This is a genomic window from Marinobacter halophilus (assembly GCF_003007685.1).
Classification (GTDB): Bacteria; Pseudomonadota; Gammaproteobacteria; order Pseudomonadales; family Oleiphilaceae; genus Marinobacter; species Marinobacter halophilus.
Window position 1 is genome coordinate 90,778 of sequence record NZ_PXNN01000011.1, and the last position, 20,030, is coordinate 110,807.

19 protein-coding genes are annotated in these 20,030 nt (G+C 56.7%); 4 read left to right on the forward strand and 15 right to left on the reverse strand.

Going from position 1 to position 20,030, the window contains the following annotated elements:
• Positions 1–2: 2 nt before the first annotated feature.
• Both C7H08_RS06805 and C7H08_RS06810 read right to left on the reverse strand, forming a co-directional pair.
• Positions 3–1,142 (reverse strand): putative solute-binding protein, encoded by a 1,140-nt coding sequence (locus tag C7H08_RS06805; RefSeq protein ID WP_106670997.1) that lies wholly within the window; start codon positions 1,140–1,142, stop codon positions 3–5.
• 96 nt (positions 1,143–1,238) lie between these two features.
• Complete coding sequence (locus C7H08_RS06810) at positions 1,239–2,135, reverse strand: bile acid:sodium symporter family protein (RefSeq protein WP_106670998.1); 897 nt, start codon at positions 2,133–2,135, stop codon at positions 1,239–1,241.
• Between the two features lie 225 nt (positions 2,136–2,360).
• On the opposite strand from C7H08_RS06810, the gene C7H08_RS06815 reads away from it, so the two are divergent.
• On the forward strand, positions 2,361–3,806 hold the full coding sequence (locus tag C7H08_RS06815) for a WS/DGAT/MGAT family O-acyltransferase (RefSeq protein WP_106670999.1): 1,446 nt from the start codon (positions 2,361–2,363) through the stop codon (positions 3,804–3,806).
• Between the two features lie 8 nt (positions 3,807–3,814).
• Here the strand turns inward: C7H08_RS06815 and C7H08_RS06820 are convergent, their stop codons facing one another.
• Positions 3,815–4,444 (reverse strand): TetR family transcriptional regulator, encoded by a 630-nt coding sequence (locus C7H08_RS06820; protein WP_106671000.1) that lies wholly within the window; start codon positions 4,442–4,444, stop codon positions 3,815–3,817.
• Positions 4,445–4,639: 195 nt separating this feature from the next.
• Between C7H08_RS06820 and C7H08_RS06825 the strand changes: the two genes are divergently transcribed.
• Together C7H08_RS06825 and C7H08_RS06830 are read left to right on the forward strand one after the other, a co-directional pair.
• Positions 4,640–5,746, forward strand: a complete 1,107-nt coding sequence (locus tag C7H08_RS06825; RefSeq protein WP_106671001.1) for a ferredoxin reductase — start codon at positions 4,640–4,642, stop codon at positions 5,744–5,746.
• A gap of 45 nt (positions 5,747–5,791) precedes the next feature.
• On the forward strand, positions 5,792–6,883 hold the full coding sequence (locus tag C7H08_RS06830) for a fatty acid desaturase family protein (RefSeq protein ID WP_106671002.1): 1,092 nt from the start codon (positions 5,792–5,794) through the stop codon (positions 6,881–6,883).
• Here C7H08_RS06830 and C7H08_RS06835 read toward each other — a convergent pair.
• The 3 genes from C7H08_RS06835 to C7H08_RS06845 are packed head-to-tail and all read right to left on the reverse strand — an operon-like array spanning position 6,871 to position 7,976.
• Complete coding sequence (locus C7H08_RS06835) at positions 6,871–7,308, reverse strand: RrF2 family transcriptional regulator (RefSeq protein WP_106671003.1); 438 nt, start codon at positions 7,306–7,308, stop codon at positions 6,871–6,873. The genes C7H08_RS06830 and C7H08_RS06835 overlap by 13 nt on opposite strands.
• 27 nt (positions 7,309–7,335) lie before the next feature.
• On the reverse strand, positions 7,336–7,728 hold the full coding sequence (locus tag C7H08_RS06840) for a YbaN family protein (protein WP_106671004.1): 393 nt from the start codon (positions 7,726–7,728) through the stop codon (positions 7,336–7,338).
• Between the two features lie 23 nt (positions 7,729–7,751).
• Positions 7,752–7,976 carry a hypothetical protein gene (locus C7H08_RS06845; RefSeq protein WP_106671005.1) on the reverse strand — a complete coding sequence of 75 codons (225 nt, stop codon included), beginning with the start codon at positions 7,974–7,976 and terminating at the stop codon, positions 7,752–7,754.
• A 273-nt stretch (positions 7,977–8,249) separates the two neighbouring features.
• On the opposite strand from C7H08_RS06845, the gene moaA reads away from it, so the two are divergent.
• On the forward strand, positions 8,250–9,242 hold the full coding sequence (gene moaA, locus C7H08_RS06850; RefSeq protein WP_106671006.1) for a GTP 3',8-cyclase MoaA: 993 nt from the start codon (positions 8,250–8,252) through the stop codon (positions 9,240–9,242).
• A gap of 247 nt (positions 9,243–9,489) precedes the next feature.
• Here moaA and C7H08_RS06855 read toward each other — a convergent pair whose 3' ends face one another.
• The 9 genes from C7H08_RS06855 to C7H08_RS06895 all read right to left on the reverse strand — a co-directional run bounded on the left by C7H08_RS06855 (position 9,490) and on the right by C7H08_RS06895 (position 19,989).
• Positions 9,490–10,095 (reverse strand): nitrous oxide reductase accessory protein NosL, encoded by a 606-nt coding sequence (locus tag C7H08_RS06855; protein ID WP_106671007.1) that lies wholly within the window; start codon positions 10,093–10,095, stop codon positions 9,490–9,492.
• Between the two features lie 23 nt (positions 10,096–10,118).
• On the reverse strand, positions 10,119–10,949 hold the full coding sequence (locus C7H08_RS06860; protein ID WP_106671008.1) for an ABC transporter permease: 831 nt from the start codon (positions 10,947–10,949) through the stop codon (positions 10,119–10,121).
• Positions 10,946–11,878, reverse strand: a complete 933-nt coding sequence (locus C7H08_RS06865; RefSeq protein ID WP_106671009.1) for an ABC transporter ATP-binding protein — start codon at positions 11,876–11,878, stop codon at positions 10,946–10,948. Before C7H08_RS06865 ends, C7H08_RS06860 begins: the two co-directional genes overlap by 4 nt.
• Positions 11,875–13,143, reverse strand: a complete 1,269-nt coding sequence (locus C7H08_RS06870) for a nitrous oxide reductase family maturation protein NosD (RefSeq protein ID WP_106671010.1) — start codon at positions 13,141–13,143, stop codon at positions 11,875–11,877. Before C7H08_RS06870 ends, C7H08_RS06865 begins: the two co-directional genes overlap by 4 nt.
• A gap of 227 nt (positions 13,144–13,370) precedes the next feature.
• On the reverse strand, positions 13,371–15,266 hold the full coding sequence (gene nosZ / locus C7H08_RS06875; RefSeq protein WP_106671011.1) for a TAT-dependent nitrous-oxide reductase: 1,896 nt from the start codon (positions 15,264–15,266) through the stop codon (positions 13,371–13,373).
• Between the two features lie 77 nt (positions 15,267–15,343).
• A complete protein-coding gene (gene nosR, locus C7H08_RS06880) occupies positions 15,344–17,452 on the reverse strand; it encodes a transcriptional regulator NosR (protein ID WP_106671531.1) in 2,109 nt (702 codons plus the stop codon).
• 135 nt (positions 17,453–17,587) lie between these two features.
• Positions 17,588–17,989: a ribonucleotide reductase subunit alpha gene (locus C7H08_RS06885; protein ID WP_106671012.1), complete on the reverse strand. Its 402-nt coding sequence runs from the start codon at positions 17,987–17,989 to the stop codon at positions 17,588–17,590.
• Positions 17,990–18,043: 54 nt separating this feature from the next.
• Positions 18,044–18,793 carry a Crp/Fnr family transcriptional regulator gene (locus C7H08_RS06890; RefSeq protein WP_106671013.1) on the reverse strand — a complete coding sequence of 250 codons (750 nt, stop codon included), beginning with the start codon at positions 18,791–18,793 and terminating at the stop codon, positions 18,044–18,046.
• 389 nt (positions 18,794–19,182) lie between these two features.
• Complete coding sequence (locus C7H08_RS06895) at positions 19,183–19,989, reverse strand: peptidylprolyl isomerase (protein WP_106671014.1); 807 nt, start codon at positions 19,987–19,989, stop codon at positions 19,183–19,185.
• Positions 19,990–20,030 lie beyond the last annotated feature (41 nt).

Below are 20,030 nucleotides of genomic sequence, written 5' to 3' on the forward strand. Positions count from 1 at the left end.
GCTTACTCCACCGGATTACTGCATTCCTCACGGCTACCGTCAGCGCGGCACCGGATCTTGCGCTGCAGGGTCAACATGTCCCCGCTGTAGTAGCCTTGCTCGCGCAACTCCAGCCGCGCTGCCTGCATCATCGCATCGTATTCCCGGCGGTCTTCAGCGGGAATTCTGATCCACCACTTGTCCGGCACCTTTTCCTCTTCCATCCGGACACGGCTGATGATTTCATCGGAACCCTGGAAAAACGCCTCTCGCACAAGCTGCGCCAGTTCGTTGGGGATGACTTCGGCGCGGCCAATCAGCTGCATGGTGATATGGGTCAACGGCAGGTCGATAATGCCACCGTCCGGCTCCATCCCTTTGTGCAGTTCCATTACCTCATAGGCTGCCAGCGGCGCTGCCAGTACGTCGACCACCCCGGTATTGAACATATTGGGGGCATTAACAATGTCAGCAACCACCGGGGTAGCGCCCACACCAGAAATCATCTCCGCCTGGGTAGGATCGTAATCCAGCACCACCACTCGCTTACCAGATGCCTTTGCCAGGGTATCGATACTGCGGTCGTTCACAAACACGTGGGCGGCGCCTGCCGGAGCAATACCCATCACCACATAGCCGTTGCTCACCATGCGATCCGCACTGCGGGGATCGGCCATCAGCTGCAAGCCCAACCGCATTTGCTCGTGATCCGGGAAGCCGCCAATCGAATCCAGGGTGCCGGTGTATTGATTGAACAATCGCGCACGCAGCCCACTCATCAGGGCGGCGTCGCAGGTACCGGATTTGAGCTCTTCTACCATCACCGATTCGCTGGTGTATGGCACCATCTCTACGTTGATACCGTACTGAAGAATTCTGTGCCGCTGATCCTGGGCTGCGCCATAAATCGGGCCGGAGCGCCCAAAGATATCCCAGACACAGACCCGGTAGCTCCGGTCTGGATCGGGCTGCAGGCCGGTCAATTCCTGCATGGCGTTGATACGCTGTTCCAGGGGAAGGCTCTGGTCATAAACCTTCGCCCGCAAGTCTTCGTTGGCCCAGGTCACAACCGGGAGGCAGGACATCGCGAAGGTGGTCGCCAGTAAAAGGCACCGGGTGATCCAGTGGCAGGAAGGGGGCGTTCGAAGGGCAAGAGGCATCATTATTGTTATCCTGAGCTGAAAATCTGTGGGCTCAGGGTAACAGTGATGCCTTCATCCCCCTCTGTCTCTGGTGGCAGCGAGGGGCTGGCAGATCTGTCAATCGACTGACCGGGAGGCGGCCTGCATGTTGGATTTGGGAATGATGCTGCGGCCATACATCGCCAGCAAGAACCCGATCGGGAACATCAGCACCCCATACACAGCCGCCGGTATCGACATGGCGCTGGATTCCAGCAACGTCAGCGTCACCATCAGTCCAATGGTGCCGTTCTTGACCCCAAGTTCGACCGCCACCGCCAGCGATTCGCGCTGAGTCAATCCTGCCATCCTCCCCGCCAGAAGTCCTAGAGCAATACCTACCACATTCAGCATAATAGTTGAGGGCCCGGCCTGCTTGAGCAGATCCCAGATCTGATCCCGCACACCAAAGACCAGAGCCACAATCAGAACCGCCAGCACCACGCCACCAAAGATGCTCACCACGCTCTCTGCCTTGCGTGCCAACTCCGGCTTGCGGGTACGCACCAACATACCGATAGTTACCGGAAACAACACGATACCAACCAGCATGCCGATGGTTTTTCCGACGGGCAGGGAAATATTTTCTTCGGTGCCCATGAAATGCTGAAGCGCCAGGTTGGTTAACAACGGCAAGGTCAGAATGGTAATCAGGCTGGCCGTCACCGTCAGCACAATCGACAACGCAATATTGCCCCGCGCCAGCAACACGAAAAGATTGGACGTGGTACCGCCAGGGCAGGCCGCGATAATCACCAGCCCGACGGCGATCGTCGGAGATACCGAAAACAGATAGGCCAGCGCGAAGGCTGCCAGCGGCATGAGGAAGATCTGGGCAACAGTGCCAACTACAATCCCGCGGGGATAGACCGCTACCTGGCGAAAGTCGCGGACGGTCAGGGTCATCCCGATACCGATCATGATGATAAAAAGCGCCACCGGCAAACCTGCCGAAATCAGCGGGCTGGATTCCACAATGCCTCCGAAATTCTTTGTTATTCGTTAGTTATCAGCAGAAATTAGCACACTACCAGAGAGATCTGCAGCGCAGGATCGCTACATTGTGTAACGGTGAAAGATTGAAAAATAGCACCCTCCCTTAGTCGAGAATAGTCGTGTTTTGATCGTCTGTTCCGGCGCTAATCAGTATACTTGCAAGTAACAATCACAATACGACTGACTGGCGGAGAACAACAAGGAATGAAACGTCTCTCAACACTGGACGCATCATGGCTCGCGGTAGAATCTGAAGACACCCCGATGCATGTAGGCACGCTGCAGATTTTTTCGTTGCCGGATGGCGCACCAGAAACCTTTCTGCGGGACATGGTTCTCCGCATGAAAGAAGCAGGCGATGTCGCCGCTCCCTGGGGCTACAAGCTGGCCTGGTCCGGCTTCCTCGGGCGCCTGATCGCACCAGCCTGGAAACTCGATAAGGACATCGATCTCGATTACCACGTCAGGCACTCCGCCCTGCCCCGCCCGGGTGGCGAACGGGAGCTGGGCATCCTGGTGTCGCGCCTGCACTCAAATCCTCTGGATTTTGCACGCCCGCTCTGGGAATGCCATGTTATTGAAGGGCTCGAAAACAACCGGTTTGCACTGTACACCAAGATGCATCATTCGATGATTGATGGCATCAGTGGCGTGCGGCTGATGCAGCGGGTGCTGACCACAGACCCGGATCGCAGAAACATGTTACCGCCCTGGACGGTTCGACCAGAGCGTCGGCGGGGCCACAAAGCCGATAAAGAAGCCAGCCTTCCGGCGGCCGTATCCCAAGCCATGGACGCCTTGAAGCTCCAGGCGGATATGGCGCCGCGCCTCTGGCAGGCCGGTAACCGCCTGCTGCACTCGGTCAGGCATCCGGAAGATGGCCTGACGGCGCCGTTCACGGGTCCAGTGTCCATCCTCAATCATCGGGTAACCGGGCAGCGACGCTTTGCCACTCAGCATTACCGGCTGGACCGGCTGAAAACTCTGGCCCATGCCTCCGGGGGGTCACTGAACGACATTGTTCTATACCTGTGCGGCACTGCTCTGCGGCGGTTTTTGGAGGAACAGAACAGCGTGCCCGACATTCCGCTGACCGCTGGCATTCCTGTGAACATCCGTCCGGCCGATGATCAGGGCACCGGCACCCAGATCAGTTTTATGATTGCCTCATTGGCAACCAATGAAGCGGACCCACTGAACCGCCTGCAACAGATCAAGGCTTCGACCCGGCGCGCCAAAGAGCACCTGTCAAAACTGCCCCGCAGCGCCCTTACCCAGTACACCATGTTGCTGATGTCGCCTTACATTCTGCAGTTGATGTCGGGCCTGGGCGGGCGCATGCGCCCGGTGTTCAACGTAACCATCTCCAACGTGCCGGGGCCGGAGAGAACACTCTATTATGAAGGCGCCAGGCTGGAAGCTACCTATCCGGTGTCGCTGATTGCACACGGCGGAGCGCTGAACATCACCTGCCTGAGTTACAACGGTTCCCTGAACTTTGGCTATACCGGCTGCAGGGATACCCTGCCCAGCATGCAGAAACTGGCGGTGTACACCGGGGAGGCGCTGGATGAACTGGAGCAACTGATTCTTGCTCCTAAACCCCGCAAAACCAGGACGAAAAAGGCGACAACTGCGACGACTAAATAACGGCGTCGTCAGGCGCTGCCGCTGTTCCAGTTGGCAGCGCCGACAAACACCAACTGCAGAAAACGCGTAGTGCGTTTGCGCACCTGAGCGATCTGATAGTCGTCGTCTTCTGAAATACTGAGCAGATCGGTCAGGCTGAAGGCCACGGTGCGCACCACCAGATCGCAGGTCAGATCCAGATCGGCATCGCTGAGGTGTTCCATCAACCGGAGCCGACGCAAATCGTTGGCCAGTTCGCTGGCAAAGAAGCGCATTTCGCTGCGAATCTCTTCCTGCACCGCGCGGCTCTCGCCCGCCAGCCCCTGGGCCATGAATCGGAAGAAACTGCGGTTGGCCTGGGCGTGGGCCACAAAAATGCCGACCGACTCTTCAATCAGCTTATCCGCCTGCAGCACGTTGGCCCGCGCCTCCCGCATCATTCGACGCAGAACCAGCCCGAGTTCATCCACCAGCTGCAAGCCAAGATCGTCCACGCTGCGAAAATGGCGGTAGAACGAGGTGGGCACCACGCCAGCCTGTCGCGTCACTTCCCGAATCCCCAGGCTGGCAAAATGCCGCCCCTTTCCAACCAGTGCCAGAGCCGCAGCCATCAGCTTATCGCGGGTTTCACCAGGTTTGCGCCTTTGTTTGTCTGTCATCCGTCTGCCCGTACCACTCTATCAGGTTCACAAGTGTACACATTAGACAGAAGAAAAGTCCTGCCAGCTTGTCATTTTGTGCCAACACCAAAACAAAGATTGTTGATTTCATCGTTGCTGTGTACAGTCGTACACATTAGTGAACACTTGTACACATCAGAGTAGACAAGTATCAACAATTTCGGAGAAAAGACTATGCTGGCACGCATTTCAAATACCAAAGCACTTCACTGGCTGGGCCGGCAGTTACTGAACCGGGACAACCCGGCCGCCTGGTTAGACCCACTGGCTGAAACCATCAACCCGATGTGGGTACAAGAGTACACACCGGCTCGGGTTGAGCGGATTGTTGCGGAAACCCTGGACACCAAAACCTTCGTACTGACACCGGCAAAACGCTGGGCAGGTTTTAAGGCGGGACAGCATGTGAACATCTGTACTGATGTGAACGGCATTCGTCGCACCCGCACGTTCAGTCTGTCCAGCTCACCGCTGCTCTGGGAAAGTCAGGGGCAGATCACGTTAACCATCAAACGTCTGCCCGGCGGCCTGATCACCAACTGGCTGCACGACTCCCTGGAAGAAGGCGATGTCATCGGGTTGACCGAGGCGTTCGGCGACTTCCTGATCCCGGAGCCAGCCAAGCCGTTGCTCTATATCGCCGGCGGCAGTGGCATTACGCCGATTCTGAGCCAGCTCGAAACCATGGCGGCCGAGGACTATCGGGCGCCGGTTACCCTGCTCTACTTCGTACGGACGCAGAATGACGTGATTGCCAGGGAAGCGCTGACCGCTCTGGCTGAGCGCTGGCCTGCGCTGACGCTCTACATTATTGCGACCGATGAAGATCAGGCGCCCCGCTACCTGAAAGATAGCGATCTGGAGTCGGTTGCCGGACTGAAAGCCCGACAAGTGTACCTCTGTGGCCCGAAGGGGCTGATGGACCTGGCCAACGATCTGCTCGACAAGCGCGGTGTTAAAGAATCGCAGATTCACAGCACTTTCTTTGCGCCTCCGGCCCAGGCGCAACTGGACCGCGGCCAGCTGGGCGGCGAAGTCACCTTTACCCGCAGTGACCTGAACGTCGGTTCCGAGGGCGATGCCTGCCTGCTTGAAATAGCCGAGGCCGCCGGCCTCAAGCCACAGCACGGCTGCCGCATGGGCATCTGTCATCAGTGCAGCTGCCGCAAAACCAGTGGCACCGTGGTTAACCGCCTTACCGGCAAAGTATCCGGGCCCGGTGAAGAGACCGTGCAACTGTGTGTTTCAGTTCCTCAGGGCGCTGTCGTACTGGACGTATAAACCAAAATTCAATGCTGCGACCAAACGGGTCGCAAGGAGCAATCCATGAAAAAACTTAACGATGATCAGCTGAACGAACTGCAGAAAGATCTGGACGCCATCCGTGATGAAGTGTTGGCCGACCTGGGTGAACGTGATGCCAACTACATCCGCAAAATAATTCGCCTGCACCGCACGCTGGAAATTGGTGGCCGGGTGATGATGCCCTTTGGCTTTATTCCCCCGGTTTTTGTAGCCGCCACTGCCAGTCTGGGCATTGCCAAGATTCTGGAGAACATGGAGATTGGCCACAATGTAATGCATGGCCAGTACGACTGGATGAACGACCCCAGCCTCAACTCTCAGACTTACGAGTGGGATACTGCTTGCTCCAGCGACTCCTGGCGCCGCACCCACAACTACGAACACCACACCTACACCAACATCATTGGTAAAGACCGGGATTACGGCTATGCGGTGCTACGCCTGAGCGACGAAGAACGCTGGAAGCCCCGGCATTCGCTGCAGTTCATTAACTATGTTCTGCTCAGCACCTTGTTCCAGTGGGGCGTGGGCTTGCACGAGCTGGAAACAGAGAAACTGACTCGCCGTGAAATCCGTCTGCGCGACAAGATCCCCTTCCTGAAAGACTTTGCTCGCAAGGGTGGGCGTCAGGCGTTCAAAGATTACGTGTTTTTTCCATTACTGACATTGCCAGTAGCGCCAATTGTCTTGGCAGGTAACGTGGGCGCTAACCTGATCCGTAACCTGTGGGCGTCGACCGTGATTTTCTGTGGGCACTTCACCCAGGATGCGGAAACGTTCAGCGAAGAAGAATGCGAAGGCGAGAGCAAAGGCCATTGGTACTTGCGCCAGTTGACGGGCTCATCCAACTTTACCGGCGGTAAATGGTTGCACGTGCTGAGCGGCCACCTGAGCTATCAGGTTGAGCATCACGTATTCCCGGACCTACCGGCACACCGCTATCCGGAAATCTCGGAAAAGGTACAGGCCGTGTGCAAGAAGCACGACATTCCCTACAACACCGGCACGTTTGCGAAGCAATACGGCACAGTGTTAAGCCGCATCGCCCGCTACTCTCTGCCAGATTCGCTGAGAACTCGCCTGGAAGGCAAGCGCGAGCTTCAGGCGATTTGAAGCAAGCGCACCAACTGCGGCCGGTGATGATCCTGGATCACATCGGCCAACGTGTATTTATCGAGTGTATCCAGAAATGCCTTCAGTGCCTGGCCGAACATGCCTTTCAGGCCGCACACCGGCGCAATCTTGCAGGCGTTTTTTGTGGAAAAACATTCAACAATACTAAGATCCTGCTCGGTTTCCCGAACCAGCACACCAATATTGATTTCATTCGGCGCCATGTGCAGCCGCATGCCACCTTTCTTGCCCCGAACCGTCTCGATATAGCCTTTCTTGTTGAGCTGGTGCACCACTTTCATCAAGTGGTTTTTGGAAATTTCGTAACTATCGGCAATTTCCTGGATCGTCGCCAGCCGATCACCCTGTTCAGCCAGATAAATCAGAACCCTGAGCGAATAGTCGGTATAACGGGTGATATGCATTCAATACTCCAAAGATGAATGAAACCTTCAACAGGACGGCCGAGTAAGCAGGTACCCTGCAACGCTCAGCAAACACAGCCCCGATACGGTCAACACGAACGCTGGGAAACCCAGCCATACAAGCATGCTCCAGCTGATCACCATCATGCTGCAGGCCAGCAATTTTGCCTTGGCCGGAATCGCCCGTCGGTGCCGCCACTGCTCAATGGCTGGGCCGAACGTCGGGTGTTGTTCCAGCCATACCGCAAAGGCTGGTGAGCCTTTGCTGGCAAAATACGCGGCGAGTAACACGAAGGGCGTGGTTGGCAGCAAGGGAAGTACAACTCCCACTGCAGCTATGCCTACTGACATATACGCAAGAATTCGAAAACCGGTTTTACCGGATTGTGCTTCTCTGGTGCGGGCCTGGGGACTGTTCATAACTGCATCTATTCTACCGCGAATCAGTGGACGGGTCTGCCCAACTTGCTGAGAAATGCCAGGCGAGCAACGTAGGCGATCTTCACCCCAACGGCAAACAGTAAGGTTCCCATGTGGGCGGCGATCTGTACCGGTAATGCCAACGCACTCGCCAAGGGGTAGGCCAGCAGAACCGTTAGCAACAGCCCCAGGACCGACACCCATATCGCCGCGTTCGATATGGCCAGCCATCTTTCTAAGTATTCCATAACACCCCTTTTAACATTTATATATTTTACATGTTTAGATTATCCCCACTTTGAATAAAAATCAAACACTATGATGGGGGGGGACAACGTTTCTGATCATGGGAGCCATAGTGAACACTGCCACCATTCTGACTGACGCTCAGCGGACAGGTCGTGAATGGTCTATTTTCCCCAGGGCTGGATTACCCCCCGAGAGGTATCGGATTGAGTTGGGTTTTCTGTGATACTTTGTCTATCCTCTACACATACACCTCCAGACAGGGAAACCTGCCAATGCCGCAAGCCAAGCTGACCGACCGATTTGGCCGCACCGTCAATTATGTGCGCCTGTCGGTAACTGACCGCTGCGACTTCCGCTGTGTGTACTGCATGGCGGAGGACATGACCTTCCTGCCCCGACAGCAGGTGCTGACACTGGAAGAGATCGCCCGGGTGGCCCGCAACTTTGTTGGCCTTGGCACCGAGAAGATCCGGTTAACCGGAGGCGAGCCTCTGGTCCGCAAAGACATTCTTGAGCTGGTTCAGGAAATCGGCAGTTATGGCCTGCGCGATTTTGCCATGACCACCAATGGCAGTCAGCTGCCGGTGATGGCGGAAAAACTGCGCCACGCGGGCCTGCATCGACTCAACATCAGTCTCGATTCACTGGACCGGGACAAGTTCCGCAACATCACCCGTACCGGCAATCTGGATCAGGTGCTGGACGGCATTGATGCCGCGCGAGACGCTGGTTTCCGGGGTATCAAGCTGAATACGGTGGTGATGAAGGGCCGTAACGATGAGGAGATTCCGGAGCTGGTCGAGTTTGCCCGGAAGAAGCAGGTGGACATCACGTTTATTGAAGAGATGCCGCTGGGTGAAATTTCCGAGCACGATCGCGGCTTGGCGCTGTGTACCAGCGATGAGGTGCGCGAGCTGATTAGCGAGCATCATGAGTTGATTGAGGCTACGGAGAATTCTGGTGGACCGGCGCGTTATTACCGGATGCCAGACAGCTCAATTCGTGTCGGGTTTATTTCGCCACATTCCCATAATTTTTGTTCTACCTGTAACCGGGTTCGGGTGACGGTAGAGGGGCGGCTGTTGCTGTGTCTGGGCAATGAGCATTCGGTGGATTTGATGCGTGTGCTGCGGGGTCACCCGGTGACGGACGATAAGCTGCGGCAAACGATTATCGATGCGATGGATCTGAAGCCTGAGCGGCATCATTTTTCTGCCAATGGGGATGTTGAGATTCTTCGGTTTATGAATATGACCGGCGGCTGATTTCGTACTTTTGTCCCTAGCCTTCTGATTTCGCGGTAGCGATCTGGTGAGGGGCCCCCTTCCAAAACACGCTCCTTCGGCACATCCCTGTAACGCTTGGGCTCCGCCATCCATGGCTCCGCACAGTTTTGGAAGGGGGCCCCTCACCAGCTCTTTCAGACTTCTGAATGGTAGTCTTTAAAACACCGACTTTCGATTGGCTGTCCTTGCCAATCCACTAACCCCCAAATGATCACATGAGGCGACTTCAGTGGCCTGAGCGCACGTTGCGATCCTCTGCCATTGAATGGTCAGCATTCATGTCTTGGTGACTACCCATGCCATCCATACCATCCATACCATGCATCGCTATGCCTGCGTTCAGGTGGCCCATGGTGATGTCGGAAAACGCCAGTACTTCACCACCGTGCTCCGCGGCGAAGTCGACAGCTTCCGTCTTGGTTTCGAAAGACGCCAGGGTCGGGCCCATGGCGCCTGTGCGGTTGGAGCCGACGACGTACCAGGCTTTACGGGCGTCGATCAGGTGGGTGTCTTCCAGGTGTTCCCAGTGGGTTTGGGCCATGTTGTGAACGTAGAGGGTGTGGTCGCGGTTTTCGTTTTCAGGCTGCAGGAACCAGGCGAACATGTCTTTGGTTGAGCAGAATTTGCGGATGTTCTGCTCCCGTTCGGTGAAGGCCTGGCCTTTGGGCCCTGGGAAATTGGTTATGACCATGCCGCAGACGTGGCATTCGTCGCCGGATTCGAAGTGGACCGGATCGGGTTTGGCCAGGGTTTGCGGGTCATCGCCGGAGCAGCCGGCGAGGGTGATGGCTGCCAGGCCGGCGATGAACCATTTGGTGATTGGGTGTGCCATGTTTCGGGTGTCTCCGGTCGGGGTCAGATTTTTCGGTTTTTGAACAACAACAGTGCACCCGCCAGCGGGATGGCGCACCAGAGAACAAGGGCGAACCACAGGCCACCTGCACCGATTGGCAAGTCGGAACCAAGGCTCAGGACACCACTTAGCTGACCGCTGCCGCCGAAGGCAACGATGTTGAGCAGGCGGTAGATGTCGGTCGGATTGAGCATGAGTAGCCAGGGCAGCAAATCAGGATTGAATTTGCCTTCGCTGGCGACCAGAACGCCCAGCAGCATCAGGTCAAAGATCAATACGAAGAAGAACCAGATCGCCAGGGCCATGCCGGCGGCGATCGGTTTTTCGCTGACGCGGACGCTGACCAGGTACGCCAGGGCGATGAAGCCCCAGCCCAGCAAGATGGTAGAGCCAATGAATCGGCCCATGGCGACGGCCAGTGCGCCAATGGCGACATTCTCCACAAGCAGTGCAATGGCAATGCCGGCCACACCAAAACCGATCAGTGTGGCCAGGGCGAGGGTGAGACCATGGCCGAGAAATTTCCCGAGCAGGAGCTGGCTCTTGCTGAGCGGATAGGTCATCAGCAGCAACAGAGTGCCGCCCTCTTCTTCCCCTACGATGGCATCATAGGCCAGCAACAGGGCGATCAGGGGGATCAGGAAGATGCCCAGGCTGGCGAGGCTGGCAATGGTGGCGGGGGTGGAGGCATACCCCACCTGCCCCGAGGCGGCCGCACCAAACCAGGCAATGCCAAGGGCCAGGGTGGCGAATACCAGTGAGATGGCCACCAGCCACCGATTACGGAAGCTGTCGCTGAGCTCTTTACGGGCTATGGTCCAGATCGCGTTCATTGACTGCCTCCCCGATGGGCCAGGCCACCCGAGCCGATAAAGTGGACGTAGATATCTTCCAGGCTGGGCTGGTGGATACCCAGATCGGCGACTTCGCCGGAGCTTACCAGGGTTTGTATCAGTGCCATTTTCTCTTTCGGTCTTACATCGACCAGCAGTCGGCCGTTGTCACTCTTGATCATCAGGCCGGCACTCGAGCCGGCACCTTCAACTACCTGCTCCAGGGCACTCAGGCTGTTGGCCGGTTCCAGGATGAGGGTTACCGGCATATTGGCCTGTCGGCGCAAAGCCGGCAGATCACCAACGGCTTTCAGGGCGCCATCGGTAAGGATGGCGGCGCGATCGATGTATGGTTCGACGCCCGGCAGCACGTGTGAACACAACACGATACCCGCCCCTTCATCCCGCAAACGCCGCAGCAACCGATACAGATCCGCCGTTGCGACCGGGTCCAGGCCTACCGTGGGTTCATCCAGCATCAGCAACTTCGGTTTGCCCAGCAGCGCCTGCGCCAGACCCAGGCGCTGGCGCATACCCTTGGAATAAGTCTTGGTGCGGGCATCCATGGCATCGCCCAGCCCCACCTGTTCCAGCAACTCCGGCACCTGCTTCAACGCCGCGCCTTTAAGCCGGGCAAAGTGGCTTAGAATTTCCCGACCGGTCAGCTGCGGGTAGAACATTACGTTCTCTGGCAGGTAACCAATGTGCTGGCTCACCTGCGGATCACCAGCCGCGCCGTCCAGCACCGACACCTTGCCCTCGGTCGGCTTCATCAGGCCCAGAATCAACTTGATCGACGTGGTCTTGCCGGCCCCGTTATGGCCGAACAACCCGAGGATTTCCCCAGGCTCCAGCCGCAGATCCACTCCGTGCAGCACCGTTGCCTTATCATAACGGTGGCTGACATTATCTAATTGAAAACAGTTCATCGGGTCTCCGATTGCAGGTGTTCGGGAATTCGCATCAAGGGATGGGGATCACTCACCCCGGCAGATTTCACCACCGGAAACGCATCCTGTACCCAGCGCAAAGTATCCACCGCCGGGCTGAACATCAGCACTTTCGCCTCCGGGTACTTCCACAGCAACCGGTCGACGTTATCATTAGGCTCATAAGCCACATCGCCAATGCCGTCCTGATTGCGATCCCAGCCCAGGTAATCGCTCCAGAAATTACCCTGCTCGTCCTTCGCCCAGGTTTGGGTGCGGGTCGCCACGTACTTAACCTGGCGCTCATTGTTCACGAAGGCATTATCAAACACCTCGTTCTCCTCCGAGCCCGCGGTCAGATGAATGCCGATGTTACTGTCCGCAAACAGGTTGCCCTCGAAGATGTTGTACAAAGAGTTGTAGATAAAAACGGCCTTGCCCTCACCCCCGGAAATCATGACCCCGCCGGTCTGCCCCTGAGACACCCCGGTCACCACATTGCCCTTCAGGGTGGAGTTGGTGATGAAGTTCATCAGAATCCCGTAATTCTCATCGTTCTCCGACCGGTTATTCACCACCGTCAGGTACTTGCTCTGCATCAGCGCGTACCCCGTGCGCGTACCCCGGGTGACATTGCCCTCCAGCAAGTTGTGCATCGAATACATGTAATGAATGCCATAACGCAGATCCGTCATCACGTTATTACGAATCTCGTTGTTGTTGGCGGTCTCGATGTAAATGCCATCCCGGGTCTGGCTGACGTCGTTGCCCTCAATCAACGCCCCGGTGGTATTGAACAGATGAATGCCGTTGCCCCGATCCTGCGACCGCAGGCTGAGCTCGCCGCGAATGACATTGCCTTTCACTATCACATCCGGCGTAGCATCCAGCCAAACCCCAAACGCCGGCCCCTGCAGCCGGTTATTCTCAACCACCGCCCCCCGGGCCTCCCGGGCCACAAAAATCCCGGTATCCAGGGTATTCAGATCCCGGCCCCAGTTACGCACCGTACAGCCGGCAAACGTTACGCCCTCGGCCAGGATATCCACAGTATTACCTTGGCCTGCGCCGTCAATTACGGTTTCCGGAACACAGGACACCGTCACCCCCGGCACCCTGATAGCCAGAGCTGAAAGTGTTTCTGGTGGAAGCTCGATGGAAGCACCCGGTTCCAGATTATCAAGCTGTTGTTGCAGGTCCGCGTTGGCGGCAAGCGGTAAAAGAGCGACGGTCAGGGCCACCCCATAACGCAAAAGTTGATGCATCAAATGCTCTCTAAAAAAAGTGAAAATCAGCCCGAGGACCGCACAGTGTCAGGCAAAACGATGGGATAGAACTTTCCGAAACCTTGCGGAGCCATGGATGGCGCAGCAGAGCGTACACGGACGTATTCACAGCGTGTTTCGGAAAGTTCTATCCCATCGATTTGCTACTCCCAAACTAGCAGGCTTTAATACCAGGGCCTGCGGGCCCTGGTATTAAAGAGAGCCTATCAGGCCTTCTCGACCAACATGCGACCACCCATCTCCATGTGCAGCGCATGGCAGAACCAGTTGCAGTAATACCAGTACACACCAGGCTTACCGGCCGTGAAGGTCACAGACGCGGTCTGCTGCGGACTCACTTCCATACTCACACCATGATTCACCATACAGAAGCCGTGAGTAACGTCTTCGATGGTATCGAGATTGGTCACATAAACGGACACCTCATCACCTTCCTTGACCTTGAACTCCAGCATGCCGTAAATGGGCGCAACAGAGGTCATGTAGACACGAACCTTGTTGCCGTCACGGATAACCTTGTTATCTGCCTCCAGAGTCACGCCATCCTTCTGAGCCTGCTCACGACAACTGGCAAAGAACGCATCCCCACGATCATAGATCTTCTTGGTTTTGATCTGATCACGACGTACCAGAATACAGTCGTGCGGCTCAGCAAAGGCGGGGCCATCGTGCACCAGCTTCATTTCCTCACCGGAAATATCAATCAGTTGATCATTTTCCGGGTGCAGCGGGCCAACCGGCAGGAAGCGGTCCTTGGAGAACTTGGACAGAACCACCAGCCATTTGCCATCGGCATCGCGGGACTCAGTCAGAGACGCGTGGTTGTGACCAGGCTGATAGTGAACGTCCAGCTTCTGACGGATGTAGTTCACGTCTTCGCCGTTGTAGTGCTTGATCGCGTCTGCGATGTTCCACTTAACCACCTGGCTGTCGATAAACAGCGTGGTATAGGCATTGCCACGGCCATCATAGGTGGTATGCAGTGGTCCAAGGCCCAGCTCAGGCTCGGCAATAATGGTGTCACGCAGCTCGATTTTGTTGTCGAACAGGTCATCCAGCTTGGCGATCTCGATCACGGAACAAGTCGGAGACAGCTTACCGTTGGCAATGAAGTACTTGCCGTCCGGTGACGTGTTCAGTCCGTGCGGGTTCTTCGGCACCGGGATATAACGGGTTACCTCAGATTCGCCACGGCCGTCCACAACCGGTACTTTGGAGTCGCCGATGGTCTTGAAGTTACCGGCCTTGATGGCCGCTTCGATGCGTTCAACATTGAAGACCACAACCCAGTCGCGGTCATTACGCATGGTGCCCGCGAGGTCCAGGGCCTTCTCGGAGTTGTAGCAGGTAGAAGCAACGTACTTGCCGGTGTAGTCGGCATCGGTGTTATCCAGGTTGCCGTCTACAATCACCTGCCAGGCTACGTCCATCGTCTCTGCATTGAGAGCAGTGAACATGGTGTAACTGTTTTCCAGGCTGTAATCACTGCCATCATTCGGCTGCGGGATCACAAACTCAGCGTTGCAAAATACATAGTTTGTGCGCGGTACCTTCTGCAATCGCAGGCCATGGATTGCCTGAACGTTCGGGATGAAAGTGACCTTGTCCGTCTTCATGATATCCAGGCGGATACGGGCTACCCGGGTGTTGGCCTTGTCGTTGATGAACAGGTACTTGCCATCGTAACGACCGTCTTCCATGGAAATGTGGGGGTGATGACAGTCACCGTTCAGGTACTGCTGATCACCACCGAGGATTTCCTTGCTTTCGTTGGTAATCCCCCAACCCGTCGCGGAGTCCACATTAAAGACAGGGATTCGCATTAGCTCCCGCATGGACGGCACACCCAGCACACGAACTTCGCCCTGGTGCCCGCCACTCCAGAAACCGTAGTATTCATCCAGCTCGCCTGGCGCTACGTGCGCATTGTTTCGGGCTTCCTTGGCCGCGGCGGCGAACGATTCACGAGTCATCATGGTGGCGCCCAAGCCTGTGGCGCCGGCAACACCGGCCAGTGCTGCCGCACCCATGAAGCGTCGACGGCTAAACCCGCTTTCCGGGGCTTCAGGCGTATCTTTGGTCAGTTCATCTCTTTTTTTCATAGCGTCCAACTCCGTTGTTGGTTATGGCGGTTTAAGTTCTCATTCTGTTCGGAGCGTCTTGGTGGCCCCGATACCTTTCAGTGCACCTGAACTACCGGTATTTCCTCCGGGTGGTCCGGTGCGTTGTGGCCACGGCGTTTGCCGCGACGCTTGACGATCAGTGGCGGGCACTTATGGTCATCGAAATAGGTCATCTGGCAATCCAGGCAGTAGTGACATTCCATGTAGTTGATGTGGCCATCAGGGTGGATAGCCTGGACTTCACACTCGTGATCACACAGCCGGCATGGGTTACCACACTCCTTGCGGCGCTTGAGCCAGTCAAACACCCGCAGTTTGGTGGGCAAGGCCAAGGCCGCGCCCAGCGGGCATAAGTAGCGGCAATAGACCTTGCGGGTGAAGAGATTGACCGCCAGCAGCAATACGGCGTAAGTCACGAACGGCCAGGTGCGATCAAAATGCAGCGTAATGGCCGTCTTGAAGGGTTCCACTTCGGCCATTCGTTCAGCAGTCGCCAGAGACTCCAGTGACACGCCAAACAGCACCAGCAGAATGATGTACTTGATGGCCCACAGGCGCTCATGCCAGGCAAAAGGCACGGTGTACTGGGGAACCTTGAGTTTTCGGGCAATCTCATTGATCAGCTCTTGCAGGGCACCAAACGGGCACAGCCAGCCACAGTAAACGGCGCGCCCCCACAGCAGCACAATGCCGGCCACCACCGACCAGAGCACGAACAACATCGGGTCAATCAGGAAGGTTTCCCAGGTAAAACCACTGATCAGGCTGTTCGCAAAAGTCAGTACATTGACGATGGACAGCTGCCCCAGAGCATACCAACCAATAAAAAACAGGGTGTAGGTCAGAAAGGCATGGCGTATCCAGCGCATCATTTGCGGTTTCTTCACCAGCCAGTCCTGGAAGAACAGAATGAACAGCAGAACACCGATGCCCAGTCCCAACACCACGATCTGAAACTGCTTCTTGTACCAGACCTGAACCCACAGCGGCTGTTCTTCCAACCATTCTTCCTGGCTCAGCTCCACTTCTGCACGCGTGTAGTACTGCTCTGGCAGTTGATATTCCAGCGGGACCACCGCAAACTCACTGTCGAGCGGCCCAGTCTGGCGCTTGATGGTCAGCTCCAGCGACCAGGGAGTACCCGGATCAAAGTTGTACTGCTGACGAACAATGAACATGGCCATTTCCGGCAGCCGGGGCATGCCCTCAATGTAGACATCGCTGAGCCGGTGATAGTCGAGATCACGGAAGTTGAAGGTGTCACCAAACTGGCGGATCTGTACCCGGTCAAAAATACCCCCACGCACATAACCTGAACCCCGAAAGGAATAGGTACCTGTGGCCATTACAGCGATGGCATGCTCGCCTTCCTTCATCTCGGACATCAGCCATTCGTACTGTTTGTCACCCAGCAGGTTACGGCCAATGGTCGGGACATCCAGGTAGGTGGCATAGAGATCGATAAAGGTGTCATCCCGTTCATCCGGGCCGGCAGTCTCAACGCCTTCAGCCGGGCCGCCCTTGAAGGCATCGTCCACCATGCCGCGGGTCAGCAAAAGTCGCCGGATTGAACCGTCGCCGGTTAACTCTTCCCAGGTTTTATCGGCATAGGTGGTTTTGTCGATTTCCGCAATCGGCGGGCGATTACCGGCCGCGGTAACTTCAATCAGGCCCAGCTCACCACCCACACGGTGCGCGGTACGCATGATCACTTCGTTAATGACCATCACGGTAACCGTTGCCCCAGACAGTCCATCCACGGCCACGCGGCGTTCTGATGATTTACCGCCCACCGTAACTCGCTGGTCTGCCTTCAAGCCGGTGTACTGGTCGGTGAAGTTATGCATCTTGATTTCAGGAATGCCGATCAGAAGAATCGGCTCATCGTGGTGGATCACACGGGTACCCTGAATAATCCCCTCGGTATTCAGCACCACCATGGCGTTCAGGGGCTTACCGGAATAGGCCGGGGTTTGCACAAAATCGAGGGTCTGGTAGGCGTAACCCACCAGCTCGTCACCGGCGTATAGTTCCTGTATGGCGCGATTGTCTTCGCGCGGCTGGAAGCTGGTCACGGAGGGCATGGCGCCCTGGATCACCTGACGCCCCGCGACGGGCGCATACTCACTCAAAGGCTGGGCGTTCGCGGCCGCAGCCAGAACCATCAGCAGGATAAAAACTAAGCGGATTCCGTTAAACACTCAAACCCCCAGTCCGTTTGGAATACAACAAGGGTGAACCACCATTGATAGAAATCAAATGCCTCTATCTGGATACAACATTCGGTAAGCTGACCACGGTTACCCGAGGTTGACCGCCTGACCCGATCGGTCCAGAGGCAGATAATTCCCGATATGCCCCATGCGGATACTTTCGACCATCATGGTCAGGGGCTGCTGGGCCTCATCGCTGCTGGGCTCAGTGCCGCCACGGCCAGACATGGCAGCGACAAAGACCATGTCCCAGTCCTGACCGGTGCTGCGGGATTCTTCGGCAAGCACATTGAACTCCGGGGCTTCTTTCGGGGTTTTATCTACGCAGATGACAGGGGTCAGTGCCCCACCCTCGCCACGCTCAAAGGCGGATTTTTCACCCGCCGAGGCGTCATCCGGCAGCTCGGCTTTGCAGAACACGAACAAAAAACGCTGGGGCTCGTGTTCCTGCTGGCTGGCCTGAACAAGTTCCTGGTAACTGGTGATCATAAAACTCCCCTGGTGTTCAAGGCTGAAAAAAAGGGCCCGGAGGACCCGGAAAGGTTACTGACTGATGGCAATCAGTCGCTGAGGGTCGGAGATAAACAGTTTGCTGCGATTGACCCGGACCAGGCCGTTGGCTTTGAGGTCTGCCAAGATGCGGGAAAAGGTCTCTGGCTGCATGGCAAGGCGCGAGGCCACCAGGCATTTGGGCAGTGGCAGCTCTACTTCGCCGCCTTCGTGGGTGCCGTTGGGCAACAGGTCGATCAGGTAGCGGATCAGGCGGTCACGGGCGTTCTGGACGGTCATGATTTCCAGGTCGTGAAAACGGCTGACGGCCCGCATGGCGTAGTGTCGCAGCGCGGCCTGGGCGTATTCCGGGCGCTGATCGAGCAGTTCCTGGTAGGCTTTGACCGGGATCATGAGTACTTCGCTGGACTTGAGCGCTTCGGCGTAGCAAGCGTACCGGGGCGGGTCGGCGTAGATCATGACTTCGGCAAAGCAGTCGCCGGGGGCAATGCTGTCGAGGGTTCGGTCGATGCCGGATGAATCCAGGCGGTAGAGTCTGAGTCGGCCTGAGAGCACGAAGAAGAAGTGGTGGGCCGGCATGTCCTGGCGGTACAGCAGCTGGTGGTGGCCAAGGCGAAGTCGACGGGACTGGTGGATAAGGCTGTCGAGGTCGTTGGATTTGAGGCTGCTGAACAGGGCATGGCTGCGGAGGGCTTCCAGGCCATCGTTTTCATCAAGTGTGTTGTTGACGGCGACGAGGACCGGTTTGCTGTGTCGGTTGTCGGCGCTTTGGGTGATGGCCATGGTGTATCCCTCTGTGCATATTCATGCATGCGAAATCTTGTTTTAAATAATAGGAGGATACGGGTGAAAATGCGCTCCCCCGATGGGGGTATAAAGCGGGTTCTTGTTGAGTAGTTGAGTTAAGTCAACTATTCGCTTTGCTAACCAAAATCCGAAAACAAACTGTGGTGCCAGGCCGGCAGTCATAGCCCCTTCCAAAACACGCTGTGAATACGTCCCTGTACGCTCTGCTCCGCCCCTCAACGCTTATTGCTCCTGCGTCGCGCTGAGGGTCCTGGGCAGGCCATCCATGGCCAGCCCGTGAAGCGCTTACGCGCTCCACCCATGGCTCCGCAAGGTTTTGGAAGGGGCTATGACTGCCGGCCTTCGATCTCAGGTGTGGTATTCGTTTACTGCATCAACGGCGAATCCGGCAGTTCCAGATCGACGCCTTCGATGCCGGTTTCCAGTGCCAGAACCTGCAGGTACTGTCGGAAGGCTCGGCGGGTGACGCTTTCGCTCAGGTACTGGCGGATCTGGGGTTTGACGTGTTCGTACGGCAGTTGCTCGCCGTCGATGCGCTGGTCAACCCGGACGATGTGCCAGCCGTAGCGGGATTCGATGAGCTCTGGATTGAGGCCCTGATTCAGGCTGAGCACCGGGCGTTCGAATTCTTCGACGGTCTGGCCTTTGGATATCTGGCCCAGGCTGCCGCCTTGATGGCGGGATTCGCAGGCAGAGTATTGTTTGGCGAGTGGCGCGAACTGGGCGCGGCCATCAATTAACGATGACAACAGTTGGCGGCCTACTTCCTCCTGGCTCATGCGTTCCTGGACGTCGTCCGGGGCAGCAGCAAGCAGGATGTGGCTGACGGCCATAATAGTGGGGCTGCGGAAGCGGCCGGGGTTGGCGGCGAAGAAGCGTTCGCAGTCTTGTTCGTTGAGATCAGGGACATCGAGTTCCTGTTCCAGTACGCGGGCGATGCGGTCTTCTTCGTCTTCGATGTTGTCCAGGTTCAGGCGGGCGGCCTGTTGCAGGAGCAGTTCGCGGATGACGAGGCTCTTGGCGGCCTGGTGCCAGGCTTCTGCCGCTTCTTCAGCCGGATGATGCTGCATTTCCCGGGCGATGTCGGCTTCCGGGATCAGGGTGTCACCCACATAGACCGGCGGGAACTGATTTCTGGGTTGGTCGGCCTGGCCGACGGGGATCATTTGCATGGTGTTTACCTCTGAAATGCGTGGGCCAGGGAGACCGCACC